Below are 23469 nucleotides of genomic sequence, written 5' to 3' on the forward strand. Positions count from 1 at the left end.
GGAATCCATGATGAAACGGCTGTCACTTATCCTTATACTCCTGTCGCTCGCCGTTGTGCAGCAGGTCCACGCGCAGTATTACAGCGTGAACTACGACGCACGCACGGTGGCGGCAATGGCTACCGCTTTCGGTACGGAAGCCGTGGCGGAAAGCTATTACCGGGAGCAGGTCGATGACATTCTCAAGCACTACAATGCGGCGGAAGTGGCTACGGCGGGGATTTTTGCCTCCAAGTTCTTGGAGCATAAAGCCTTTTCCGACCTCGGTATCTGGAATAGCAGTACAGAAAATTACTACTACCGCCGCATTTACCGCATGGTCTCGGAGAAAATCATGCCGAAGATATGGGTGGTGGCGAAACTGATGCTCCGCTCGCCTCAAACGGCTATCTACTGGGGCAGCTACCTGATGAAAATCTGCGACGAGACGAAAAGTCTGTGTATGCAGTTCGAGAGTGTGGTGACGAACAGCACGCTGGGCTTTTCGGACATCGTGTTTCTGGAAATCAACCGAAACATCGCCCCTCTGCTGAAACTCTCGGAAGTGGGCGACATCGACTGGCAACGTATGTTGGACGATCTCGCCAGCGTGCCGGGTAACTTTACGAAAGAGAACCTGCAACACGACATCGACAACCTCTACAACATGGGTGTCGGTCTCGCCTCGGCTGGTATCGGAAATATCGGTGACGTCCTGCTGCAGACCAGTTCTTTCCATGATCTGATGGGCGGCAGGGTCAGCAAGGTCATCGACCTGTATGACCATTACGGTGCGCTCTTCGAGCAGGCGGAACATGACCTCGGAGGTCTGCTGATTGATATGGTGGGCGGAGAGGACAACGTGGCGGGACTGTTCGATTTCAGCAACTACGACCTTACCTCGTGGATGACAGATTATCTGGACAAGACAGCGGGAAACTACTACACGCAACGGTGGTATATCGCCCGTCGCGAGCAAGGGAGTATCGCCCTGTGCGATTACTACCCGCCGACGGACGACAACAGCATATTGAACGGCGGAGAGTGGACACGTTTCGAGACGACCGATCCCGGCTTCTATCCCAATGCCTCGCAACGGGAGCAGGTTCTCGCCAATTCGGAACGGTACGCCGGTTGGTCGAGAAGCCGGGTTCAGCTGCTCAACAGTCAGAACGACGGCTATACCTACACCATCGACTACTGGCAGAACGGTTACATCATCAGTCGGGGCGGCAAACAGACGAAGAAAGCCTATGCCTATGAAATCCATGTGAAGAAAAGCTGGAACCGGGAGGAAATCATTTACGAGGAGGTGTTCGATTCCTATTCGATGGACCTGAACACGTTCAAGGCGCAACTCAATGCCCGCCTCTTGGAGTTCAACGACAACGAGGAGGGTTATACTTACTATATCGCATCCGATGCGCGGAACTACTATCAGGCGACGGACGCTGCGAAGTTGCAGGGCTGCGAGAGCGTGACCATCAGCGTAACCTGCTCGGACGGGGCTACGCTTGGTCAGGGCACGACGCAGTACAAGTGCAGAAAGTGCGGCAAATCCCTGAACGCCCATTCAAAGGAGTGTGCCATGCAGACCACGGTTACGGAGAACGAATTGGACTTGTCCGAGTTGGACGCCATGCTGCAGGAGGCGGAGAACCAGGTGGCCGCCCTTCAGTCGCAAATCAATGCGTTGGAGAATGAGAATGCCGACCTGCTGAAAAAAATCGCCGAGGCGAGCGTGGAAGATGCGGCGGTGTACCGACAGCAGTACAATGCGAACAAAACACAGATAGACCGCCTGAAAAGCGAGCTGTCCGAATGGCAGAAGAAACAACGGGAATACACCGACGCAAAAGCCGAGGCGGCGGGCGATAACGATGTGGCAACGGACGACTATTACCGCATACCGGCCATCATGCAGGACTGTAAGACGGCTTACAGCCTGTCATGGCAGGACGGCGGGGCGTGGAACGGCTACACCTATGTCCGTAAGGCGACCATGCCGAACATCAACGGGGTCATCACGTTCAAGGCGACGGTCTCGATAGCCCGCAAACCGAAATATTTCCTCGGTATCAAGATACACCGTGCCATCGTGCAGATCAGTTGGGAACTGACCACGGAATATACCGACACGTATGTAGCCGACGTGCTGACACTCGACCCGAACCTGTCGGACGCGGAGAAAACGAAACTGGTGAACGACCGTATTGCGGAGATTGCACGGGAACACCCTTCGTGCAAGATCACGACGGAATACGCCCGTACCCCGCCATTGGAAGAGACTCCGACCGGGGAGGTGTACCATCTGCTGTGGTCGAGCGACCGGCTCGAAATCGCACGGGAAGTGGATTCCCGGATTACAAAAATATATGCAGACCTCGTGTCGCTGGAAAAGATGATGCACTATAAGCGGAGCATCATCGACGTGCTGAAGGATGTGCTGCCCGAACTGGACATGGACGAGGGACGCAGGCTGACGCTCGTGGAGGAATGCCACGAACGTTGGGTGGAGAATGCGCGAAACCTGCGGAACGGAAACGGCAAAGACAGCGGAAAGGAGGTGCGGCCATGAAACGTGCCCTGCTGATGACAGTCGTGCTGCTGGTTCTCCTGCCCGGCATCGCCAAGGCGCAATGGACCTTCGACATCGTGTCAGTGGAAGCCTACATCAACGACCACAAGAAACAGCGGAGCCTGCTGCTGGCCCGCAGTACGCTGGAATACAGCAACAAGCTGCTGCACGAATACAGCCGCAAGGAGATCGGCGAGTACAAGGAACTGAATGTGGACTTGGATCGCTACACCCGTGCCTTCGATGTCATCGACGTGATGTACCAGTCCTTGCGGACGGTACTGAACGTGAAAAGCACTTATACGGCGGTCAGCGACCGTATCGGCGATTACAAGAAACTGTTGGAGGACTTCAACGAGAGAATCGTGAAACGGGGACGCATCGACCCCGGCGATGCCGTGATACTGGCCATCAACGAAAAGGCAATACGGGACATCGCCAATGACGGGGAGCAGCTCTACAAGTCGGTGAGCGACCTTGTGCTGTATGCCACCGGGGCGGCGGCCTGCTCGACCTCCGACCTGCTGCTGGTACTGGAAGCGGTGAACACGTCGCTGGACGACATCGAGCGACACCTGAACCGGGCGTATATCGAGACATGGCGGTACATACAGGTGCGTATCGGTTACTGGAAAGCGAAGATTTACCGTCCCAAGGTCAAGGAGATTATCGACGGAGCTTTCGGACGATGGCGCAAAGCGGGACGGCTGGATTATTAATGAACGATGAAAGGGAAAGAAGACAGACTATCTACAGGTTGGAGTTTGACTTCCATGCCATCGACATCGGGAAATAAAAACAGAGAAAGAATTTTTAGTACGAACAAGCCTATTGGGATTATAACCAAGGGATAAAGAGACATTTAGATTGATGCAATGGAAAAGATTGTTTTTGCAAAAGACATTACGTTATATAAAGCCGACTGTCTTGAAGTAATGCCTTTTCTTCCGGAATCAAGTATCGACTTGGTTTTATGTGATCCCCCCTTTGGAATCACAGCTTCACAGTGGGATAAAATAATACCATTCCCGGAAATGTGGAAAGAGATCAGGAGAGTCAGGAAAGAAAATGCACCTACGGTCTTATTTGGCAGCGAACCGTTCAGCAGCCTTCTACGCTGCGGTAATTTAGAGGAATTTAAATATGACTGGGTTTGGGAAAAGTCAAAAGCAAGCAATTTTCTTCTCGCTAAAAAACAACCTCTAAAAGCACATGAGCTAATAAGTGTCTTTGGTAAAGGTAGAACCCCTTATTATCCCATCATGGAGGAAGGTGAGCCTTACGGGAATCGCACGAAGAGAGGAAGCAATTGGACAGGAATAAACAATGTCCCCAATCCTACATTCAGAAATGAAAACAAAGGGACAAGGTATCCACGAAGTGTGATATACTTCAAAACAGCGGAATCGGAAGGCAAAACGATTCATGTCAACCAAAAGCCGATTGCATTATTGCAGTATCTGATAAGAACATACACAAAGGAAGGAGATACTGTCCTTGATTTTGCATCGGGGAGCATGAGCACCGCAATTGCCTGTATCTATACGCATAGAAAATGTATTTGCATTGAAAAAGACGAGACGCATTTCTCGCAGGGAGAGAAACGAGTCAGGAATGAGTACCAATATTTACGGCTTTGAAGCAGGCCCTCAAAGTATGACTATACGATATAAATAACTGTAAAATAATGAATAACCGGAAATTAATATGAACAGAACTCTCTTACTCATGGCGGTTGCAGCAGTTGCAACGAGCGGTGTCAAGGCGCAGTCGGTTACTTACAACCATGACTCGCCGAAACAGAACCAGATTACGGTCATGGAAACCGGTACGGGCGCTCTGTCGCCCGAACTTTACTACACGCTGCTGCATAACAAGTACAAGAAGTCGGCGGCAAGCAAGAACAAACTGTCGTTCCGCACGCTGGCGGGTGTCAATCTCTACAATCAGACAGATGAAGCGGAAGCCATTGACTCGGCTCTGGTCAAACGTGCCGAAATCGAGGCGCTGAACGTGGCCGACCGGCAGATTGACCTCGCATGGCTGGCCGAGGGCGATAAGATAAACGCTCAAATGGAGCGGTTTCAGCGCAACATAGACCGGATTCTCCTTGCCGGGGGCACGACGGACGACAAGGAGCGGTGGACGGAATACTATCATGTGTACCAGTGTGCCATCGACGCAACGAAGGACGCTTATATGCCCAATGCGCAACGAAAGAAAGAATACCTGCGGATCTACGAAGACGTGGTACGGCAGAACGAGATTCTGGTCGGCTACCTTGCCCGAAGACAGAACGCCACGGCCACGGACGGATTGCTGAACGCAACCGCCGACCGAACCTTGGACAAAAGCAGCGTCGTCAGAAACGCCATGAGCCGCTGGAACGAATCGCGCCTTGCGGTGCGAGGTTCACAGTCGGACGGCGGCACTGGAACGGGCGACGGAGACGAGACGGTAAACAGAGGGAACTAAAAGCATATAACCTATGGCAGACGGAAATATTCTTTCGGATTTCGGTATCGACCTCTTGGAAGAGGAGATCGACGACGTGATTTTTCAGACCAACGAGTTCCTGACCGACGCGACCTTTACCGGCTCGCAAGGTCCATTTTGGTGGATATTGCAGATGTGCATGGCGCTGGCCGCCCTGTTCGCTATCGTCATGGCGGCAGGCATGGCGTACAAAATGATGGTCAAGCACGAGCCTTTGGACGTGATGAAGCTCTTCAGACCGCTGGCCGTGTCGCTCATTCTCTGCTGGTGGTATCCTCCGGCAGACACGGGCATGGCAAACAGCGGGAGCAACTGGTGCTTTTTAGATTTCCTCTCCTATATCCCGAACTGCGTCGGTTCGTACACACATGACCTGTACGAGGCCGAAGCCTCGCAAATCTCGGACAAGTTCGAGGAAGTGCAGGAGTTGATTTACGTGCGCGACACGATGTACACTGCCCTGCAGGCACAAGCCGATGTCGCCCACACGGGTACGTCCGATCCCAACCTTATCGAGGCAACGATGGAACAAACTGGCGTGGACGAGGTTACGAACATGGAGAAGGATGCAGCGAAGCTGTGGTTCACGTCGCTGACATCGGGTGTCATCGTGGGAATAGACAAAATCATCATACTTATCGCCTTGGTGGTGTTCCGTATCGGTTGGTGGTCGACGATTTACTGCCAGCAAATTCTTTTGGGAATGCTCACCATTTTCGGACCTATCCAGTGGGCGTTTTCGCTCCTGCCCAAATGGGAAGGCGCATGGGCGAAGTGGCTCACGAGGTATCTGACGGTGCATTTCTACGGGGCGATGCTCTACTTCGTGGGCTTCTACGTACTGCTGCTGTTCGACATCGTGCTCTGCATACAGGTGGAGAACCTGACGGCGATAACGACAAGCGAGCAGACGATGGCAGCTTACCTGCAAAACTCCTTCTTCTCGGCGGGCTATCTGATGGCGGCAAGCATCGTGGCCCTGAAATGCCTGAACCTCGTCCCCGACCTTGCGGCATGGATGATACCGGAGGGTGACACGGCGTTCTCAACCCGAAACTTCGGCGAGGGCGTGGCGCAGCAGGCTAAAATGACGGCAACAGGCGCAATGGGTACGGTAATGAGATAACAAAGTAACGATAAATATTCAAACAAAATGGTCATCAAGAATTTAGAGAACAAAATCAAACTGGTCGGAATTATTTGCACCGCCTTTCTTGTGGGCTGCGTCATCATCAGCGTGTCGAGTATCTGGACGGCCCGCACGATGGTTACGGACGCTCAAAAGAAAGTGTATGTGCTGGACGGCAACGTGCCCATACTGGTACGCCGCACGACAATGGAGGAAACGCTCGACGTGGAAGCCAAGAACCATGTCGAAATGTTCCACCACTACTTCTTTACCCTTGCTCCCGACGACAAGTACATCCGCTACACGATGGAGAAAGCGATGTACTTAGTGGACGAAACGGGCTTGGCGCAGTACAATACGCTCAAGGAGAAAGGCTTCTATTCCAACATCTTGGGAACGAGTGCCGTCTTTTCGATTTTCTGCGACAGTATCACCTTCAACAAGGAGAAGATGGAGTTCACTTACTACGGGCGGCAGCGTATCGAACGGCGCAGCAATATCCTGATGCGCGAACTGGTTACGGCGGGACAGCTCAAGCGTGTACCCCGGACGGAGAACAACCCGCACGGGCTGCTCATCGTGAACTGGCGCACGCTGCTGAACAAGGACATCGAGCAAAAGACAAAAAGCAACTATTAACTCTACCAGCCCTATGAATATCAAAGGATTCAGACGTATGCTGTTCGGCGAGAAGATGCCGGACAAAAACGACCCGAAATACAAGGAGCGCTACGAACGCGACGTGGATGCCGGGCGACGCTTCGCCAAAGCGACACGTATCGACAAGGCAGTGGCCAAAGTACAGGGTTTCGCCAACGCCCACCGGACGCTGTTTCTCGTCATCGTATTCGGCTTCGCCATCTGCGGGCTGACATGGAATATTTACCGCCTGACGGTGGTGTACTGCCATCATCCAGTCCGCCGAACGGCCACGGAAATGCAGGATTCCGTGCTCCGGGAACGGCATAAGATGCTTTCCGTACCGCATGTACGAAGATTCGATACGAAGGAAAGCGGTACGGAAAGGCCGGAATAGAACGGCAGGCTTATGAATATGCCGTTTGAGAGAACTATAAGCAAGTATGTGCAACTCAATTAAAGGGAAACAATGAACAATATCTTCAAGAGAATCAATTTCAGGCAGCCGAAGTATATGCTTCCGGCTATCCTCTATATCCCCCTTCTCGGCACGTCGTACTTCATTTTCGACCTGTTCCATACCGAGAAGGCCGAGGTACAGGACAAGACACTCCAGACGACCGAGTTCCTGAATCCCGAATTGCCGGACGCCCAAATCAAGGGCGGCGACGGTATCGGCAGCAAGTATGAGAACATGGCCAAATCATGGGGCAAGATACAAGATTATTCCGCTGTGGACAACATCGAGCGGGACGAACCGGACGATAACCAAGAGGAATATGAATCGCAATACACCGAAGAGGATATCGCCCTGCTTGACCGGCAGGAAAAGGAGAAAGATCTGGCAGCGGAAGCGGCCGATGCCAAGAGGCGGGAGCAGGAAGCTCTCGCAGAACTGGAAAAAGCACTCGCCGAAGCGAGGTTGAGAGGACAACGGGAGGTCATGCCGTCCGCAACGGACAGCACCGCAACGGTGGCTCCGCCGGACACGATGACGCAGACCAAGGGAACCATCGACGAGGAAAGCCGTTCGGTCAAAGCTCCTGCGGAGACGGACAAGGCAAGCGAGGTGGTGAAGAAGGTAAAGACGACTTCGGACTACTTCAACACACTGGCGAAAGATGCACGGGAACCGAAACTCATCAAGGCGATCATCGACGAAAACATCAAGGCCGTGGACGGCTCGCGTGTGCGGCTGCGCCTGCTGGACGACATCGAAATCAACGAGAGCGTGGTCAGGCGTGGTACTTACCTGTATGCCACAGTCAGCGGTTTCTCTTCCGGACGTGTAAAAGGAAGCATCAACAGCATATTGGTGGAGGACGAACTGGTCAAGGTCAGCTTGTCAATCTACGATACGGACGGGCTGGAAGGACTTTACGTACCCATCAGCCAATTCCGCGAGACAAGCAAGGACGTGGCGAGCAGTGCCATGTCGGGCAGTATGAACATGAATACCAGCGGATACGGTAACAGCCTCGCCCAATGGGGTATGCAGGCGGTGAACAATGCCTACCAGAAAACGAGTAACGCCATCAGCAAGGCCATCAAGAAAAACAAGGTGAAGCTGAAATACGGGACGTTTGTGTATCTGGTGAACGGACGGGAAAACAGGAACTAAAAGGTCAGTGACAATGGAAACAGATATATCAAAACTTCATAAGGGAACGGACGGCTTCTATTACGAAGACTACATCGCTCCCGATAAGCCCGAAACATTCGTTGGGAAGCTCGTAAGTACCGAATGGTGGCACAAAGGGGTACGATTCGCCCTGATATGCAACTTTCAGGCAGTGGACGGGCGGAGGATTGCCTTATTCGCCTTCCAGAAGCATACCGGTTTTTACGGGCCGAGAGACGGTGCGGTCAATTTCAAACATGTGGAGAAGAATACCCTCTGGGAGTGTGAAATCCGGAAAACCCGGACGGAACGCTGTACCTGGATGAGCGCCCGGCAAATTGTAGAACCGAAAACAGACGCAATATGATAGAGACGGATCGCATTTACCTTATGGACTGCATGGAGGGCATGAAACAGATAGCGGATGGTAGCGTGGACGCCATAATCGCCGACCTACCTTACGGGGTGTTAAATCGCAGCAATCCGTCGGTGAACTGGGACCGCCAGATACCGTTAGCAGCCTTGTGGGAGCAATACCGGCGGATTACCAAGCCGGACAGCCCCATTATCCTGTTCGGGCAGGGGCTTTTCTCCGCATGGCTCATGCTGTCGCAACCCCGGCTATGGCGGTACAACCTCGTGTGGCAGAAAGATCGGGTGACGGGACATCTCAATGCCAAACGTATGCCGTTCCGGCAGCACGAGGATATTCTGGTATTCTATAAAAAACAGCCGGCCTATCATCCGCAGATGACACCGTGTCCTCCGGAACGGAGAAATCACGGGAGGCGTAAAACGGAGGGATTTACCAACCGTTGTTACGGAACGATGAAACTCTCACCGGTACGCATAGCCGATGACAAATATCCGACCTCGGTCATCTTCATGCCGAAGGAACACAAGAAAGGCGCGTTCTACCACCCGACACAAAAGCCCGTGGCGTTGATGGAGTACCTGATACGGACCTACACCGACGAAGGCGATGTTGTACTGGATAACTGTATCGGGTCAGGCACAACCGCCGTGGCCGCTATCCGCACGGGACGGCACTACATCGGATTTGAAATCGAACAGGCGTACTGCGAGATTGCCGAGCGGCGGATTCAGGAGGAACTGGAATGCAGGAACAAGGTACAAGAGGAAAAAGAGATAAGGGAAGAAAAACAAAATCAATAAATCAATGACATGGACAAAAAAGGAATCGTAACGGCATTTCTTCTGGCGGCAGGGCTGCTGGGAACGCCGAATGTACAGGCACAACGAACCTACGAGGAGATGGAACAACTTACGGTAAATGAACAGGTAACGACGGTCATCACGGCCTCGGAACCGGTACGCTTCGTGGACATCTCCACAGATAAGGTTGTCGGCGACCAACCGATAGACAATATCGTCCGCCTGAAACCGAAAGAGGGCGGACACGAGGACGGCGAGGTGCTGGCCATCGTGACTATCGTAACGGAACGCTACCGCACGCAGTATGCGCTGCTCTACACCACACGGGTGCGGGAGGCGGTAACTGACAAGGAAATCCAGTTGCAGGAACGGAACGCCTATCACAACCCGGCGGTCTCGATGTCCACCGTGGATATGACACGCTTCGCCCGGCGTATCTGGAACTCGCCCGCGAAGATCCGCAACGTCGCCACCAAGGCACATCGCATGACCATGCGGCTGAACAACATCTACTCCGTGGGTGAGTATTTCTTCATCGACTTCTCGATAGAGAACCGGACGAACATCCGCTTCGACATCGACGAGATACGGGTGAAGCTGGCAGACAAGAAACTGACCAAGGCGACCAACGCACAGGTCATCGAACTGACCCCGGCACTGGTGCTGGAGGCGGGCAAGACGTTCCGGCACGGCTACCGGAATGTGGTCGTGGTCAAGAAAATGACGTTCCCGAACGACAAGGTGCTGACCATCGAGATGACGGAGAAACAAATCAGCGGGCGTAACATCAGCCTGAATATCGACTATGAGGACGTGCTGTCAGCCGATTCGTTCAGCGCGGCATTGCTGGAGGAGGAATGACGATGAAAAAGACGATTATCCTGACGATTGCCTGCATGTGCCTCGCCGTAGGAGCGTATGCACAGCGAGGCAGCGGCCGCCTCTCACTCGGTGCGGGGCTGCTGTACAAGAACGGGCTGGACGTGACGCTGGCCTACGAACACGAGATGAACTACCGCCATGCGTGGGAGTTCTTTGCCAACGGCTACCTGCAATGGGCAGAGTGCGAATCCTGCAAGCATGTATGCCCGAAATCTTTCTGGCGGAACTACCGCACCTACAGCTTCGGCGTGGCTTACAAACCCTGCGTCACGAGGGGACGCAACCATTACGGAAGCCTCCGAATCGGGGCTTCGGGCGGAAGCGACACGAAGAAGTTCCTTGCAGGACTGCATTTCGGCTACGAGCACAACTATGTGTTGCGGGCGGGCTGGACGCTATACTGGCAAGTCAAGGGAGACGTAATGATAAAGGGGGCCGACGTGCTGCGTACAGGGGTTGCCCTCGGTATTAAACTACCTATAAAATAAGGGAAAGATGAAACAGAACATTATCAGAAAAACGTGCCAGGTAGTGCCGGTTCTCCTCATAACCGGGGCGTTGGCTGCCTGCGACGCACATATAGAAGAATCCGAAGAAACAAAATATCCCGTACACGTCCTCTGTGTGGACGGGACAGTAATACCGTACAGTGAGTACGAACAATCCAAGGAACAGGCGATTGCCGTCGTCTTCCATATCGGCTCCGACGGGGAAACGGAAGGAAACGGCTATGCCGTCTATCTGTGGGATATGACGCCGAAAGCTTTTGCCGACAGCCTTGGTGTCGAGCAGGGTACGTCAGCAGACATCACGGCATACGACGGGAATGAGAACACGTTCGCCTTGTATGAAACAGAAGAGACAGCCTCACCGATGGCTGAAGCCGTTTTTGCCCTGTGGAAATACGGGCAGAGCGCCTATGTTCCCTCGGTGGCTCAGATGCGCCTGCTGTATGCGGCACGTGGCATTATCAATCCGGTCATCGAGAAATGCGGCGGAGACCCGCTTCCGACCGAAGCCGACGAGTGCTGGTACTGGACATCGACGGAGGTGGAAGGACAGCAGACGGTCAAAGCATGGCTCTACTCGACAGCCAGCGGAGCCATGCAGGAAACGCCCAAGACGCAGGCGCATAAAGTGCGTCCCATTATAACCATCAACAACTGAATTTATGATTATGAACGGAATTAAAGATTTCAATGCACCACAATATGTGGATATAGTACATCCGGACAAAGGATTTTTCGGGTATCTGTTGAGATGCAAATGTCCTAAGCAAGAGGACGTTTCCGGTAATTACATATTCCTCGATGATGGAATAGACTGCTACGAGAGGTTTCCTTCCGCAAAGAACCGCAGGGAAGAAATCCGGACGGAATGGAACGGCCGTATCAGCCGTTACCATGATATTTTCCAAGGGCAGCTCTACTATGTCAATGAAGAATTGATTGAAGGTTTCATTGATTTCATGACTTGTGGCTCTAACGATGCTGTCCGGATTTTCCTTGAGAAGTTTACAGCGGAAGTACGGGCTTCTGCAATATATGACGCTTTAAGGCTTAAACCTCTATATGCAGTTTCCCATGTCTGCCAGCTTACTGCTGATAACCGTATGCAATGGCCTCATATCCATGTTCTCTGGGGCATTAAAAAGAATTGACATAGCAATGGAAGAGAGCAAGGAATTACAGGGATTTTACCGGATATTCCGTGCGGTGGTATATGTCTCCGTACTGATGGAGTTTTTCGAGTATGCCATCGACCCGGCTATGCTGGACCACTGGGGCGGCATACTCTGCGACATTCACGGACGTATCAAGCAGTGGACCATCTATAACGACGGAAACCTCGTGTACAGTAAGGTCGCCACGGTGCTACTCATCTGCATTACATGTATAGGCACCAGAGCCAAGAAACATTTGGAGTTCAACGCCCGGCGGCAGGTCTTGTACCCACTCATAAGCGGTTTTGTTCTGTTAGTGCTGTCCGTATGGCTGTTCGGTTATCCGATGGAGGCACGACTTTATACGCTGCCGCTGAATATTATCTTCTATATGACAACTTCCCTCGTGGGGGTTATCCTCGTGCATGTCGCACTGGACAACATCTCCAAGTTCCTCAAGGAGGGACTGATGAAGGACCGCTTCAACTTCGAGAACGAGAGTTTCGAGCAGTGCGAGGAACTGATAGAGACCCCGTACAGCGTGAATATCCCTATGCGGTATTACTACAAGGGCAAATTTCGTAAAGGCTGGACCAACATAACCAACTGTTTCCGTGGAACGTGGGTAGTCGGAACACCGGGGTCGGGTAAGACATTCAGTATCATCGAGCCGTTTATCCGGCAGCACTCGGCCAAGGGATTCGCAATGGTGGTCTATGACTATAAGTTCCCGACTCTGGCTACGAAGCTGTACTACCACTACAAGAAAAACCAGAAACTCGGCAAGCTGCCCCAAGGCTGCCAGTTCAACATGATTAATTTCGTGGACGTGGAGTACAGCCGCCGGGTAAATCCCATTCAGGCGAAATACATCAACAACCTCGCTGCGGCCAGCGAGACGGCGGAGACGCTGTTGGAGAGCCTGCAAAAAGGCAAGAAAGAGGGAGGCGGTGGCAGCGACCAGTTCTTCCAGACCTCGGCTGTGAACTTCCTCGCCGCCTGCATCTATTTCTTCGTGAACTACGAGCGCGAGCCTTATGATGTCAAAGGAAACAAACTGTACGCAGAGAAACGGCAAGACCCTGAAACGAAATTCTGGAAGCCAACGGGTGTGGTGCGGGACAAAGAGGGCGGAGAAATCGTTGAACCTGCCTACTGGCTGGGAAAATACTCGGACATGCCGCATATCCTGTCGTTCCTGAATGAGAGTTACCAAACCATTTTCGAGGTACTGGAGACCGACAACGAGGTAGCCCCATTGCTCGGTCCGTTCCAGACGGCTTTCAAAAACAAGGCAATGGAGCAGCTGGAAGGTATGATAGGTACGCTGCGTGTCTATACCTCGCGCTTGGCGACCAAAGAGAGTTACTGGATATTCCATCGTGACGGCGACGACTTCGACCTGAAGGTGAGCGACCCGAAGAATCCGAGTTACCTGCTGATAGCGAACGACCCGGAGATGGAGAGCATTATCGGGGCACTGAACGCCCTTATTTTGAACCGTCTCGTTACCCGCGTAAATACCGGGCAGGGCAAGAACATCCCCGTGAGCATTATCGTGGACGAGCTGCCGACACTTTATTTCCACAAGATAGACCGCCTGATCGGTACGGCACGAAGCAACAAGGTGAGCGTGACGCTCGGTTTCCAAGAGCTGCCGCAGCTCGAAGCGGATTACGGAAAGGTGGGTATGCAAAAAATCATCACGACGGTGGGCAATGTGGTGAGCGGTTCAGCCCGTGCCAAGGAGACGCTGGAATGGCTGTCAAGCGACATATTCGGCAAGGTGGTGCAAATCAAAAAGGGTGTCACGATAGACCGGGACAAAACTTCCATCAACCTGAATGAAAACATGGACAGCCTCGTACCCGCCTCGAAAATCTCGGATATGCCGACGGGCTGGATATGCGGTCAGACGGCACGGGACTTCATCCAAACAAAAACCGGTATAGGAGGTTCGATGAACGTACAGGAATCGGAGGAGTTCAAGACCTCGAAGTTCTTCTGCAAAACGGATTTCGACATGAAGGAAATCAAGAAGGAGGAAGCTGCGTATGTACCACTGCCGAAGTTCTACACGTTCAAGTCGAGGGAGGAACGGGAACGCATTCTTTACCGGAATTTCGTGAATGTGGGAATAGAGGTGAAAGAAATGATAAAGGACGTGCTGAACAAAAGGGGTGCGAAATAGAAAGTCGGCTTCCGTTATGGAAAGAAGCAAAACGCCTGCAATGATTCCGTGATTATTGCAGGCGTTTCGGTGTTTCCTATCTATTTTTCACACTTCCGAGGACTGTTCCCGACATTCGTCCATCAAGAACTGTTCTAATTGCTGACGGTTTGGCAACTGTAACTGGTATGTCGAAACAAAAAGATGATTATCCATACTGCCAAGGGCGTATTCCACCATCTTCTTTCCTTTGTGTGTACAAAGCAAAATACCGACCGGAGGATTGTCGCCCGGCTGCATTTCATTCTCGGCATAATAGCTGACATAGGCATTCAGCTGTCCTATGTGTTCATGGCGGAACTCGTCATTTTTTAATTCCACAATGACATTGCAATGAAGCAACCGGTTGTAGAAAACGAGATCCGCAAAATAATATTCTCCGTCTATGATGATGCGTTTCTGACGCGCCTCGAAACAGAAGCCTTTCCCAAGTTCCAGCAAGAACTCCTGCAAGTGTCCGAGCAGGGCTTCTTCAATATCGCTTTCCGTAACGACATCTTTGGCTTGGAGACCGAGAAACTCAAACGTATAGGGGTCGCGTATCTGCAAAAGCGGGGTGTGTCGCTCTGCCTTGCTGTCTGCAAGCATCATCGCTTTCATCTTATCCTCCGACAGTCCGATGCGAATGTGAAGGTTGGAAACAATCTGACGGCGTAATTCACGCACACTCCATGTTCCCCGAATACATTCCGTTTCATAGAAAAAACGTACCAACGGGTCTTCTATCGTAAGCAACTCCCTGATATGCGAAAAGGAAAGTGCAGAAACCAAATTCTCAGGGGGTGTATTGAACTGTTCAGAAAGCTTGCCTGCATTTTTCTTATTAACAGCGAAAGAGTCAATTTCCGGCAATTTGTGCGACACTGTCGCATAAATTTCTGATAACGGCAATTTATGCAACGCCGTCGCATGATTTGCGGAAACCAGTGTACCGATATGCGGATAATCTCTATAAAACAATCGTGAAAGTTGGAAAAGGGTGACATTCAGGCCCTTTTGCCCGATACGTTTTTCCAGACTTTTCAGCAGATTGTCCCCGTACTTGGCCCGGTCGCTGCCATTTTGTTCGTATTCAACAATATAACATCCGATTATCCAATTGCGTAACGTGGTTGCCTGATTGATGGTTTTAACCGCCACCCCACGCATTGAATCATCGACGGTTATAATCTTTTGAGCCAACTGCTCAAAGGATATGCTTTGTATTGAATTTGCTAATTGTTCCATATCTGACTGTAAATCGGAAACAAATATAGGAAAAATACAGGAGACACCGGTCGTTTGTTGCTGTTGAATTGATAATAACGGCATTAAAATGTATAGAGGGAGGGTGCACGAACCCGACGCTTGCACTCTGACCGATGGTGATTACCTGAAACGAGTCAAATCAAGTCATGGGATAATATTTGCCGCCTATCATAGACAGCAGCTGCTTGCGTTGTTTACCCTCCGAGTTCTTATACCCGATGTGCATCCACGACGGTACTCCCTGACTGTTTTCTTTCTCGGAAATCAACTGGTCAAACTCTCTTACTCTAAGAAAACCACGACAGAAACTCTTGAATTCCATCATATTGCCGTTTACGGGAATCAGGTCGAAGGCATAGCCGGAGTAATGCCCCCGTTATTACTTTGTGAACCTGCATCGCAAATATAAAGGGAGCAGGCAGTCACAGACAATCCGTTTTATGAACGACTGAAATCATTTACAAACGGCAGATTTTTATTCTTTTCTGCATTATATACAGAAAAGCCGTACCCTGTTCGTTTACCGACAAGGCACGGCTCTCGTCCCCCAAAAAGAGGAATCAGACAGTGACAACAGTTACATATAAATTCTGTCGCTCCTGTTCACAGAATTTATCATACTTGGCTTTGTCCGTACCGCTTTCGATAGCCCTGTCGATGACACCGCCCAGTTCATCGAAACAAACCTCGTTGTTCACACATTCCACGTCCATTCCCTTCACAAGATAAACCTCGTAATAGTCCGAACCATTGAGCACGACGATGACATATCCCGCGTGCAGTCGTCCGTTTACCTTGATTCGGAGTGCCGGCAAATCCCTGTATAGAGTGGCGGCAAATTCTTCGATACTCCATGACATGAGGACGGTCATGGGGGTTAACGCTACTAACTGTTCCTTAATGATCTGTGCAACCTGCATTACATATTCTTTTTCCATAACTCTAAGTTTGTAAGTTTATAAATTATTATTCCATGATTCACTCGAACCAGTCCGGGTTATCCTTTTTGAGTTCGGCTACCAGCTCGTTTTCGGGCAGTTGAAGGGTTCTCTCATCGGTAAAGAAGAAAACTTCGTCATAAATGCTTTCGGCTTCTTTACTGGCGAAACCTTCGTTTTCGTCATTGAAACTACCGGGCTGCAGAGCATCCAGCAGGGTGGTCGGGGCAATCAGCAGTTCTTCGCCATCGTTGGCTTCCACAATACGGCATACATAGCTCTTGCCGCCAAATTGAATTTCATTTGTTTTCATATTATCCTCCTTATTTTAATGGTATATTACGTCCGTGTTCATTGAGGTACTCCATGATGCGCTTCGCTTCCTCGTGCGAGGCTTGGTTTCGTTCGTCATAGTGCCGCGTTTCGTCCGCCATGACCTTGATACACGCCTTAATCAGGCGATACAGGCTTTGCTGAAGCGTGGGGTGCATGTCGGGGATTGCCGCTGCGAACCGTTCGGGGTTGAAACTGAAACTGTTTACCGCCATTTCCCAGTCTTTGGCGAGGCGGTATTCTTTGCTTTCTTTAATGTCCATATTCTTGAATTTTAATAGTTCTCGTTGCATATTTTGTCAAGTTCCCTAATTATGGGTGTCACCTCTTTGCCTGTAAGCCTTTCTATGTCATACAGCAAATGCTCCAAGCGGTCATACGCCTTTTCTCCCGCTTTTGTAAATTCTCCGGTGCTGTCGAATGCGTTACCTTCACACCCCAGTTCTTGCAATAATTCTTCTAATGTCTTCATTTGTTGAATTTTTAATGATTGTTTTTCTTTCCCTCTGCTCGGCTTCCTTGTTACCGGAGCCGCTTCGGGTTTTATGGTGCTTTCCGGGGCTGGCGAAAAAGCCCTTTCCGACGTTTTTTCTTGCCAATTACGCTTCGTAGAAGGAAGAATTTGCAAGAAATGCAATTCAAAACGACGGAATCAGGCGCGACAGCCCATATTTGCACCGATAAAAACCGATGCGGTGACGGACAGGAAAGCCAGACGGAAGAGAATACGGAGACCTGAAAGTGGTAGAAAAGGACGGCTGGAAACTAAAAAAGAAAATTATATATCTATATATGGATAATTGTTGCTATATTTGCATATAAATAGTGATATATTGATATTATGGGAGCAACGAACTATACCACAAACAGCGATATGCTGACGCTTCTGGCGTTGCGTGTCAAGGAGTACCGTCTGGCAGCTCGCATGAGCCAGAAGGAGCTGGCCGAACAGTCGGGCGTGAGCCAGACGACAATCAGCCATTTTGAACAAGGGGTCAGCCGTAACCTAACCTTGGCCAATTTCATCTCCCTGCTGCGTGCGCTCGGTCAGGAACAGCGGCTCGCGGAAATCCTGCCGGAACTGCCCATGCCGCCGATGGCACTTCGGGAAATTGAGAAACTGATACCTAAACGAGTTAGGAGGGGCAAGAAATGATAGAAAGTCTCGATGTAATCCTATGGGATAAAAAGGTCGGCACGCTTGTCGCCAACCGGGAAGGACACCGCAGCAAAGCCTGTTTCTACTTCGACAGCGATTATGTCCGCAACGGCTATGATATCGCCCCGCTCCGTGCGCCGGTAAAAGGGGTTGCCGCACAGCGCGGCCTGCCGGTCTATCCCGATGAAGAGCGGCTTTTCGGCGGCCTGCCGTCGTTCATAGCCGATTCACTGCCCGACCATTGGGGAAACACCGTGTTCAACGAATGGGCCAAAGTGCATCATATCCGTATGAGGGACTTGTCCGCCCTCGACCGTCTCGCCTATATCGGACGGCGTGGCATGGGGGCATTGGAGTTCGTCCCGCCCACTGCCGAGGAACTGGAGACACCGTTCAAGGTCGAGATCGCCGATCTCTACCAACTGGCCCGGCAGGCTTTCGAGGAAGCCGGACGGTTCAACGTCCCGGTATCGGGCAACCTGATGGTCGAAAGCCTGTTCAAGGTGGGTACGTCCGCAGGAGGGCGACGGCCCAAGGCAGTGGTCAACGTCAATTTCGAGGAGGGACAATGTTACTCCGGACAGGTGGCGACCCCTTATCCGGGCTACACGCCGATGATCGTCAAGTTCGACGAACACCAGAAGATGCCGACGACACGGATAGAATACAGCTATTACCTGATGGCTGTGGATGCCGAGCTTCAGATGATGCCGAGCCGCCTGCTTGAAGGCGAGCAGACAGCGCACTTCCTGACCGAGCGTTTCGACCGCCAGAACGGCAAGAAGGTGCATATCCAGACATTGGCTGCCATGAACCCCTCGGCGGATTCTTACGAAGCACTGTTCGAGGCAGCTTGCCGTATCGGCGTGCCGCCGGGGGAACTCCGGCAACTGTTCCGCTCGATGGTGCTGAACGTTCTGGGCGGGAACGTCGATGACCATAACAAGAATTTCAGCTTCCTGATGGACGACGACGGGCATTGGCACGTTGCTCCGACCTATGACTACACGTTCTCGGTCGATCCGGACGCACCGTATTACGTCAACCGCCACAGCATGACAATCAACAACAAGACGGAGGGCATTACTGCGGAGGATTTGCTGGAAGTAGCCCGCCGGTATGGTATAAAGGCCGCAGAGCCGTTCATAGAAAAGGCCATAGGTATCGTCTCGCATTACCCGGAATACGGCCGGGAGGCCGGTGTCGGAGAGGAATGGATAGGAACGATAGAAAAGGAAATCGCCGCACGAATAGAGTGCGTGAGCGACAACCGGGCAGACCGATTAAAATAGAGCGTGGGATTTCATGTAGGGGAAATGAGGGGGTGTGTCAAAACTAAAATGTCCCCTCCGAAAAGTTATAGATTGTAACTATGACATTTTAAAACGGTCGTATTAAGCTCTGTATTGAGTAATGATACGACCCTTTTTTAGCCTTTGAGGGTACTCAAATTTCAAATTCTAAGTTCATAGCTTCAAAAATTGAGTTTTGACACACTCTCTTGTCATTGTCATTCCGCCCCTTTCTTGCTTAGGAGGGTCAACTGGTCGGGACGGTCGGGAAACCAATAGGCGTCGCTGTCAAGATACACACATCTGTCACCGTTCCAAGGCTTCCTGAAAGCTAATACCTCTTGGGGGCCGAATACTACTCCATAATCGTTTGTAAATGCCACTATGTCGCCTACAGCCAAATCGTCCTCCGTATCCATGACTTCGGAAAGGCGATTGTAAAACTCCATGCCTTCGGCTTCACGTTCCGCTTTCCAGCGCAAAAAATCCTCTTTGTGACTTCTGCCCGTACTTATCGGTGATAATTCCGAAGGCAAAACCTCCGCTTCCGAAGTACCGGACGAAATCAGAATAATGCTGTCGTCTTCCATGTTTTCCGGTGCAGAAATCACTCGGTAAGCCCCGTCGGACAAACCGTTGTCCGGGTCATGCCAATAAAGCAGATTCCCGGTCTTGATAAAATCGTATTTTCCCATTGTCTTGTGAGTTATTGATTATTTATTTTCCTTTTTTCGATTCCTTTCCTTCGGAATCGCTTCGAGGTTTTACAGATGCAATGCACGGTCGTCGGCACGGCTTCATACGACGGCTCTTCTTGCCAATTACGCTTCACTTGGGAAGGAAGAATTTGCAAGAAGTGCACTTCAAGCCGGCGAATCAAGCGCGACGTCCGACTTTCGCATCGGATAAAACCCGTGCGGTGAGGGCCGGAAAAGTCGGATGGGAAGAACAGGCGGTTCATACCGCTACAAAAGGGAAAGAATGCAATTATAAGAGGAAATGGGCGGTGGCGGGGTATCCGGGAGGCTGACTATAAAAGGACGAAGGCGGGCGATAAAGACAAAGGAGACAGCGCACTGACTGTATTATCGGTACGCTATCTTGTACATTCAATTTTCGGAACCCGATGCTTTTCTATTCGTGGAACAATCCTTTTTCAAAAACATTCTTCTCCGAATAGCTCGATGTTCGCTTTTTGGAAAATTTGCGGGTTATGCTGATAAAGAAGCGGCAGGTTCAACATAGCCATAGGGTATTCCACGAAGCCGCTCCTGCGCTTATACTCGGAATCGGTCGCCAGTCCGTTTTTCACCAAGAACTCCATTGCTTCGGGGTAATGATTGACGTCGATAAATGTACGGTCCGGCAGACCGAGTGCGTCCATTTCCTCCAAATTAACGGAAAGCACGATATATTCGTCTTCATCTTCCACCATTACCAAGGTGAGAGCCAACCAACCATTGCGGTAAAACTCTGGTACGAGGTAATACTGTTCGCCTCTGAACTCGTATTCTTTCTGCCTGAAAGAGCTGTCCGGCTCTACGATTTCAAATTCATCTTCACCTGCGGCAAAAGCAATCATAGGGTTACTGGCATCTACATACGCTTCACCTGCTTTGTAGCACAAATACTCTCTGTTTTCGGAACGCACGATAGCAAATTGAATTTCCATAAAATTTTAACATTAATCAGTTGAACAATCTGTTTATTTTTTCCCTCCTTTCGGAAGCCTTCAGGCTTCTCCCGTCGGGATTTGATTTTTACGTGCATCAAAGATTGCCTTTCAGGGAGAAACAGGCAAGGAATTTGGGCAGAATTTTATAGTTGCGGTATTGAGCGTCCGCGAAATATGGACGATTGAAAATCGGGAAAGCTGCTGAAAAATTGTGTTCAAATAGCGTAGCGGTACTTGAATGTTCCTCCAAGGCAATACCTTTGCACCGGAAAAAGCATGTCCCGACGGGCAGAGCCGTCGGCGAAGGGATTTCCATACAAAAGGAAAACGAAGGGGTAAAAAGGGAGATCTGCCGGCGGCAGTGCTAAAAAAGACAGCCACTCCTGCGGCTATCTCCCTGTAGCGTTGCGCTATTTTTTTCCGGCCTTGCTATCCGGCTTGTCTTTCCGTTTCTTCGGAGAAAACAATCCGTTGAAACAAACCGTCGTGGCAAAGGTACGTGCCTGTGTCGCATTGCACAATCCTGCTCCGGGCATTGTTGCACCGTTGTAATGTTTGCAGTCCTTACATTTCATCATTACCTCTTTTTAGAAACCAGCAGGGCGGATTTCTCCGTCCTGCTATTGAATTATGGTCAAGCAGCAACCTCTTCGGTTTGCGTATGTTCTTCGGTTTGCGTATGTTCTTCGGGTTGTACCTCTGCCGTGGGTTGTGTATTTTCCGCCTCGGCGGTTTCTTCGGGCTTTGTCTGCCGTTCCTTTGCCAACAAGGCGGCTTTGCGTTCCTCGATACGTTTATGGCGTTTCTCATACACCTCATTATATCCACTTTCAATTTCGGCGAGCGTGTCGGGCATGTGCTTACGGGCAAAATCGAGCAAGAGGGTGGCAGTAGCGTTATTGCCGTATGCGCCTTTGAAGTTGTCTATCAAGAAATCCCTGCGGATAACGGCTTTCTGCTTGGCCGTTAGGTTGGCGATGATGTTCATCTTTTCTTCGTCCTCAAGGTGTTGGTGGCTTTTTTCTCCCCGATACCGAATACCCCGAAGTGTTCCCTGCGGAGAGACGACAGCAGGAAGAAATATATCATCTTTTCCTCGTCCTGCGTGAATTTGCTTTCGGACATATCGACGTCCAAAATCTGTTTCTTAGCGTCTGCAACGGTTTTCTCGACGGCTATTTCCTTGTTACGTTTGTCCTGCTTCTCCAGTTTTTCCACCGGGGAGAGTTGTTTTTCGGTAGCCATGTCCGCATTGGCGGCAGCACTTGCCATATAACACAGCGTAATTTCTTTCTGTCCGATACTAATATAAAACGTGAGTTCGCCCGTGTCAATTCGTTCATGGATTGACTTGCATTTTTCCATATAGTTGCTGAAATCCTGCTCGTACTCCTTGTATGCCTCCTCGTATTCCTCGATAGTGTCGTATTCTTCCTTTTCGGGAGCTACCGGCGTTTCGGGGTATGGCGTGGCATAGGTATTTAGGTGCTCGACCTCGTACCCCATAGCGGTAAGGCGTTCCACCGCAATCATGTTGTTGTTGAAATCTTGGTAGCATAGCGATACGGAGGGGTATTGTTCCACGAACTGCACGGCTTTCTCCACGAGATAGGAAGCGTTCATTTCGGCCAGACAACTCCGGTTGGCGCAATTTCCGCAACCACCCTCGCAGAACAACATCATGTTGTTGGTATTGTGGGGGCATGAGGCGCACAAGGTCTTGTCGAATGCGTAACGGCTAAGGTCTGTCGTGAAATCCCGTTCGATAAACTTTGCCACCTCGGCGGCTTTCAGTCCTCGCCAACAGTCGTACAACATGCTGTCGCTGTCTTTCAAATGTTTGTAGTACACCTCTTTTTGAATATCCGTACCGTATCGGCAAATCTCACTCGCCACGCTGATTGTAATTTCGTCCTTTTCCAAAAGTTCGGCTATTTCGGGTATCAGTGAGACGAATTTCAGACGGGTACGGATATAGTTCTCGTTCTTGCCGAACTGCTCGGCCAATGACTGCACATCATAGCGACCGCTCTCCATAAGTTTTTGGTAGGCGTTGGCTTCCTCTATGGGGGTAACGTCCTTGCGCTGCAGATTCTCCGTCACGGCCATTTCGGCGGCGGTCTCGTCCGAAACATGCAAGATGACGGCTGAAATCTCGGTCAGTTCTACCATAAGGGCGGCACGATACCTGCGCTCTCCGAAAACAATCTCGAAGCGGTCGGTGTCCGCAATGGGGCGCACGCCGATAGGTTGCAACACTCCCTGCTGACGAATACTCTCGGCCAGTTCGGCAAGGCTCACCTCGTCAAAGTGCTTGCGTGGGTTATAACTGCTCGGCTGAATATTCATCAATGCAACCGATACGATGTTGTTCTCTACTACTGATTGAATGTTTGCTGTTTCCATAATTCATAAATTTCAATTTGTTATT

26 protein-coding genes and 1 pseudogene are annotated in these 23469 nt (G+C 50.9%); 17 read left to right on the top strand and 10 right to left on the bottom strand.

What is annotated here, in order from left to right; genetic code table 11:
* The first annotated feature begins 10 nt into the window (after positions 1–10).
* The 15 genes from NQ546_RS06820 to NQ546_RS06890 all read left to right on the top strand — a co-directional run bounded on the left by NQ546_RS06820 (position 11) and on the right by NQ546_RS06890 (position 14354).
* Positions 11–2557: a hypothetical protein gene (locus NQ546_RS06820; protein ID WP_005776136.1), complete on the top strand. Its 2547-nt coding sequence runs from the start codon at positions 11–13 to the stop codon at positions 2555–2557.
* Positions 2554–3276 carry a hypothetical protein gene (locus NQ546_RS06825; protein ID WP_004289331.1) on the top strand — a complete coding sequence of 241 codons (723 nt, stop codon included), beginning with the start codon at positions 2554–2556 and terminating at the stop codon, positions 3274–3276. Before NQ546_RS06820 ends, NQ546_RS06825 begins: the two co-directional genes overlap by 4 nt.
* Before the next feature lie 156 nt (positions 3277–3432).
* The gene (locus NQ546_RS06830) at positions 3433–4197 is read left to right on the top strand and encodes a DNA-methyltransferase (RefSeq protein WP_004289332.1); all 765 of its coding nucleotides are present in this window, start codon (positions 3433–3435) and stop codon (positions 4195–4197) included.
* Between the two features lie 67 nt (positions 4198–4264).
* A complete protein-coding gene (locus tag NQ546_RS06835; RefSeq protein WP_004289333.1) occupies positions 4265–5032 on the top strand; it encodes a DUF5045 domain-containing protein in 768 nt (255 codons plus the stop codon).
* Between the two features lie 13 nt (positions 5033–5045).
* Complete coding sequence (locus tag NQ546_RS06840; protein ID WP_004289335.1) at positions 5046–6179, top strand: membrane protein; 1134 nt, start codon at positions 5046–5048, stop codon at positions 6177–6179.
* Positions 6180–6206: 27 nt separating this feature from the next.
* Positions 6207–6821, top strand: coding sequence for a conjugative transposon protein TraK (gene traK, locus NQ546_RS06845; protein WP_004289336.1), 615 nt, complete (start codon positions 6207–6209; stop codon positions 6819–6821).
* A gap of 13 nt (positions 6822–6834) precedes the next feature.
* Positions 6835–7218: a hypothetical protein gene (locus tag NQ546_RS06850; protein ID WP_004289337.1), complete on the top strand. Its 384-nt coding sequence runs from the start codon at positions 6835–6837 to the stop codon at positions 7216–7218.
* 72 nt (positions 7219–7290) lie between these two features.
* Complete coding sequence (traM, locus tag NQ546_RS06855) at positions 7291–8442, top strand: conjugative transposon protein TraM (RefSeq protein ID WP_004289338.1); 1152 nt, start codon at positions 7291–7293, stop codon at positions 8440–8442.
* A gap of 13 nt (positions 8443–8455) precedes the next feature.
* Positions 8456–8809 carry a hypothetical protein gene (locus NQ546_RS06860; protein ID WP_004289339.1) on the top strand — a complete coding sequence of 118 codons (354 nt, stop codon included), beginning with the start codon at positions 8456–8458 and terminating at the stop codon, positions 8807–8809.
* Positions 8806–9618 carry a DNA-methyltransferase gene (locus NQ546_RS06865; RefSeq protein WP_004289340.1) on the top strand — a complete coding sequence of 271 codons (813 nt, stop codon included), beginning with the start codon at positions 8806–8808 and terminating at the stop codon, positions 9616–9618. Before NQ546_RS06860 ends, NQ546_RS06865 begins: the two co-directional genes overlap by 4 nt.
* A 9-nt stretch (positions 9619–9627) precedes the next feature.
* Positions 9628–10479 (top strand): conjugative transposon protein TraN, encoded by an 852-nt coding sequence (traN, locus tag NQ546_RS06870; RefSeq protein ID WP_004289341.1) that lies wholly within the window; start codon positions 9628–9630, stop codon positions 10477–10479.
* On the top strand, positions 10476–10988 hold the full coding sequence (locus tag NQ546_RS06875) for a hypothetical protein (RefSeq protein WP_004289342.1): 513 nt from the start codon (positions 10476–10478) through the stop codon (positions 10986–10988). Before traN ends, NQ546_RS06875 begins: the two co-directional genes overlap by 4 nt.
* Before the next feature lie 7 nt (positions 10989–10995).
* Positions 10996–11667: an Lcl C-terminal domain-containing protein gene (locus NQ546_RS06880; protein WP_004289343.1), complete on the top strand. Its 672-nt coding sequence runs from the start codon at positions 10996–10998 to the stop codon at positions 11665–11667.
* A 4-nt stretch (positions 11668–11671) separates the two neighbouring features.
* The gene (locus NQ546_RS06885; protein WP_004289344.1) at positions 11672–12160 is read left to right on the top strand and encodes a hypothetical protein; all 489 of its coding nucleotides are present in this window, start codon (positions 11672–11674) and stop codon (positions 12158–12160) included.
* Positions 12161–12167: 7 nt separating this feature from the next.
* Complete coding sequence (locus NQ546_RS06890) at positions 12168–14354, top strand: type IV secretory system conjugative DNA transfer family protein (protein WP_008666805.1); 2187 nt, start codon at positions 12168–12170, stop codon at positions 14352–14354.
* 87 nt (positions 14355–14441) lie between these two features.
* On the opposite strand, the gene NQ546_RS06895 is transcribed toward NQ546_RS06890, so the two are convergent.
* The 6 genes from NQ546_RS06895 to NQ546_RS06920 form a co-directional block, all read right to left on the bottom strand.
* Positions 14442–15542 (bottom strand): PDDEXK nuclease domain-containing protein, encoded by a 1101-nt coding sequence (locus NQ546_RS06895; protein ID WP_007219420.1) that lies wholly within the window; start codon positions 15540–15542, stop codon positions 14442–14444.
* A gap of 238 nt (positions 15543–15780) precedes the next feature.
* Complete coding sequence (locus NQ546_RS06900) at positions 15781–15966, bottom strand: hypothetical protein (protein WP_004289347.1); 186 nt, start codon at positions 15964–15966, stop codon at positions 15781–15783.
* A 235-nt stretch (positions 15967–16201) separates the two neighbouring features.
* A complete protein-coding gene (locus NQ546_RS06905) occupies positions 16202–16579 on the bottom strand; it encodes a hypothetical protein (RefSeq protein WP_004289348.1) in 378 nt (125 codons plus the stop codon).
* Between the two features lie 40 nt (positions 16580–16619).
* Positions 16620–16892: a hypothetical protein gene (locus tag NQ546_RS06910; RefSeq protein ID WP_004289349.1), complete on the bottom strand. Its 273-nt coding sequence runs from the start codon at positions 16890–16892 to the stop codon at positions 16620–16622.
* Between the two features lie 10 nt (positions 16893–16902).
* The gene (locus NQ546_RS06915) at positions 16903–17205 is read right to left on the bottom strand and encodes a hypothetical protein (RefSeq protein WP_004289350.1); all 303 of its coding nucleotides are present in this window, start codon (positions 17203–17205) and stop codon (positions 16903–16905) included.
* Positions 17187–17384 carry a hypothetical protein gene (locus tag NQ546_RS06920; RefSeq protein ID WP_005776149.1) on the bottom strand — a complete coding sequence of 66 codons (198 nt, stop codon included), beginning with the start codon at positions 17382–17384 and terminating at the stop codon, positions 17187–17189. The genes NQ546_RS06915 and NQ546_RS06920 overlap by 19 nt, the downstream gene beginning before the upstream one ends.
* A gap of 369 nt (positions 17385–17753) precedes the next feature.
* Here NQ546_RS06920 and NQ546_RS06925 point away from each other — a divergent pair, with 369 nt between their 5' ends.
* Positions 17754–18068 (top strand): helix-turn-helix domain-containing protein, encoded by a 315-nt coding sequence (locus tag NQ546_RS06925; RefSeq protein WP_004289352.1) that lies wholly within the window; start codon positions 17754–17756, stop codon positions 18066–18068.
* Positions 18065–19363, top strand: a complete 1299-nt coding sequence (locus tag NQ546_RS06930) for a type II toxin-antitoxin system HipA family toxin (protein WP_004289353.1) — start codon at positions 18065–18067, stop codon at positions 19361–19363. Before NQ546_RS06925 ends, NQ546_RS06930 begins: the two co-directional genes overlap by 4 nt.
* Positions 19364–19581: 218 nt before the next feature.
* On the opposite strand, the gene NQ546_RS06935 is transcribed toward NQ546_RS06930, so the two are convergent.
* The 4 genes and pseudogenes from NQ546_RS06935 to NQ546_RS06950 form a co-directional block, all read right to left on the bottom strand.
* Entirely contained in the window at positions 19582–20058 is a 477-nt protein-coding gene (locus tag NQ546_RS06935; protein ID WP_004289354.1) for a hypothetical protein, read from the bottom strand.
* Positions 20059–20519: 461 nt separating this feature from the next.
* Positions 20520–21035, bottom strand: coding sequence for a DUF4313 domain-containing protein (locus tag NQ546_RS06940; RefSeq protein ID WP_004289356.1), 516 nt, complete (start codon positions 21033–21035; stop codon positions 20520–20522).
* Positions 21036–21448: 413 nt separating this feature from the next.
* Positions 21449–21616, bottom strand: coding sequence for a hypothetical protein (locus tag NQ546_RS06945; protein WP_004289359.1), 168 nt, complete (start codon positions 21614–21616; stop codon positions 21449–21451).
* A 56-nt stretch (positions 21617–21672) separates the two neighbouring features.
* Positions 21673–23444 (bottom strand): annotated as a pseudogene (locus NQ546_RS06950) (ParB/RepB/Spo0J family partition protein).
* Positions 23445–23469: the final 25 nt, after the last annotated feature.

Origin of the sequence: Bacteroides eggerthii (assembly GCF_025146565.1) — a bacterium.
In the GTDB taxonomy this organism is placed as follows: Bacteria; Bacteroidota; Bacteroidia; order Bacteroidales; family Bacteroidaceae; genus Bacteroides; species Bacteroides eggerthii.

Excerpts from the sequence above, each read along its gene's own strand:
- NQ546_RS06820 (WP_005776136.1), top strand. The coding sequence starts at position 11 with ATGAAACGGCTGTCACTTATCCTTATACTCCTGTCGCTCGCCGTTGTG.
- NQ546_RS06825 (WP_004289331.1), top strand. The coding sequence starts at position 2,554 with ATGAAACGTGCCCTGCTGATGACAGTCGTGCTGCTGGTTCTCCTGCCC.
- NQ546_RS06830 (WP_004289332.1), top strand. The coding sequence starts at position 3,433 with ATGGAAAAGATTGTTTTTGCAAAAGACATTACGTTATATAAAGCCGAC.
- NQ546_RS06835 (WP_004289333.1), top strand. The coding sequence starts at position 4,265 with ATGAACAGAACTCTCTTACTCATGGCGGTTGCAGCAGTTGCAACGAGC.
- NQ546_RS06840 (WP_004289335.1), top strand. The coding sequence starts at position 5,046 with ATGGCAGACGGAAATATTCTTTCGGATTTCGGTATCGACCTCTTGGAA.
- traK (WP_004289336.1), top strand. The coding sequence starts at position 6,207 with ATGGTCATCAAGAATTTAGAGAACAAAATCAAACTGGTCGGAATTATT.
- NQ546_RS06850 (WP_004289337.1), top strand. The coding sequence starts at position 6,835 with ATGAATATCAAAGGATTCAGACGTATGCTGTTCGGCGAGAAGATGCCG.
- traM (WP_004289338.1), top strand. The coding sequence starts at position 7,291 with ATGAACAATATCTTCAAGAGAATCAATTTCAGGCAGCCGAAGTATATG.
- NQ546_RS06860 (WP_004289339.1), top strand. The coding sequence starts at position 8,456 with ATGGAAACAGATATATCAAAACTTCATAAGGGAACGGACGGCTTCTAT.
- NQ546_RS06865 (WP_004289340.1), top strand. The coding sequence starts at position 8,806 with ATGATAGAGACGGATCGCATTTACCTTATGGACTGCATGGAGGGCATG.
- traN (WP_004289341.1), top strand. The coding sequence starts at position 9,628 with ATGGACAAAAAAGGAATCGTAACGGCATTTCTTCTGGCGGCAGGGCTG.
- NQ546_RS06875 (WP_004289342.1), top strand. The coding sequence starts at position 10,476 with ATGACGATGAAAAAGACGATTATCCTGACGATTGCCTGCATGTGCCTC.
- NQ546_RS06880 (WP_004289343.1), top strand. The coding sequence starts at position 10,996 with ATGAAACAGAACATTATCAGAAAAACGTGCCAGGTAGTGCCGGTTCTC.
- NQ546_RS06885 (WP_004289344.1), top strand. The coding sequence starts at position 11,672 with ATGATTATGAACGGAATTAAAGATTTCAATGCACCACAATATGTGGAT.
- NQ546_RS06890 (WP_008666805.1), top strand. The coding sequence starts at position 12,168 with ATGGAAGAGAGCAAGGAATTACAGGGATTTTACCGGATATTCCGTGCG.
- NQ546_RS06895 (WP_007219420.1), bottom strand. The coding sequence starts at position 15,542 with ATGCGTGGGGTGGCGGTTAAAACCATCAATCAGGCAACCACGTTACGC.
- NQ546_RS06900 (WP_004289347.1), bottom strand. The coding sequence starts at position 15,966 with ATGATGGAATTCAAGAGTTTCTGTCGTGGTTTTCTTAGAGTAAGAGAG.
- NQ546_RS06905 (WP_004289348.1), bottom strand. The coding sequence starts at position 16,579 with ATGGAAAAAGAATATGTAATGCAGGTTGCACAGATCATTAAGGAACAG.
- NQ546_RS06910 (WP_004289349.1), bottom strand. The coding sequence starts at position 16,892 with ATGAAAACAAATGAAATTCAATTTGGCGGCAAGAGCTATGTATGCCGT.
- NQ546_RS06915 (WP_004289350.1), bottom strand. The coding sequence starts at position 17,205 with ATGCAACGAGAACTATTAAAATTCAAGAATATGGACATTAAAGAAAGC.
- NQ546_RS06920 (WP_005776149.1), bottom strand. The coding sequence starts at position 17,384 with ATGAAGACATTAGAAGAATTATTGCAAGAACTGGGGTGTGAAGGTAAC.
- NQ546_RS06925 (WP_004289352.1), top strand. The coding sequence starts at position 17,754 with ATGGGAGCAACGAACTATACCACAAACAGCGATATGCTGACGCTTCTG.
- NQ546_RS06930 (WP_004289353.1), top strand. The coding sequence starts at position 18,065 with ATGATAGAAAGTCTCGATGTAATCCTATGGGATAAAAAGGTCGGCACG.
- NQ546_RS06935 (WP_004289354.1), bottom strand. The coding sequence starts at position 20,058 with ATGGGAAAATACGATTTTATCAAGACCGGGAATCTGCTTTATTGGCAT.
- NQ546_RS06940 (WP_004289356.1), bottom strand. The coding sequence starts at position 21,035 with ATGGAAATTCAATTTGCTATCGTGCGTTCCGAAAACAGAGAGTATTTG.
- NQ546_RS06945 (WP_004289359.1), bottom strand. The coding sequence starts at position 21,616 with ATGATGAAATGTAAGGACTGCAAACATTACAACGGTGCAACAATGCCC.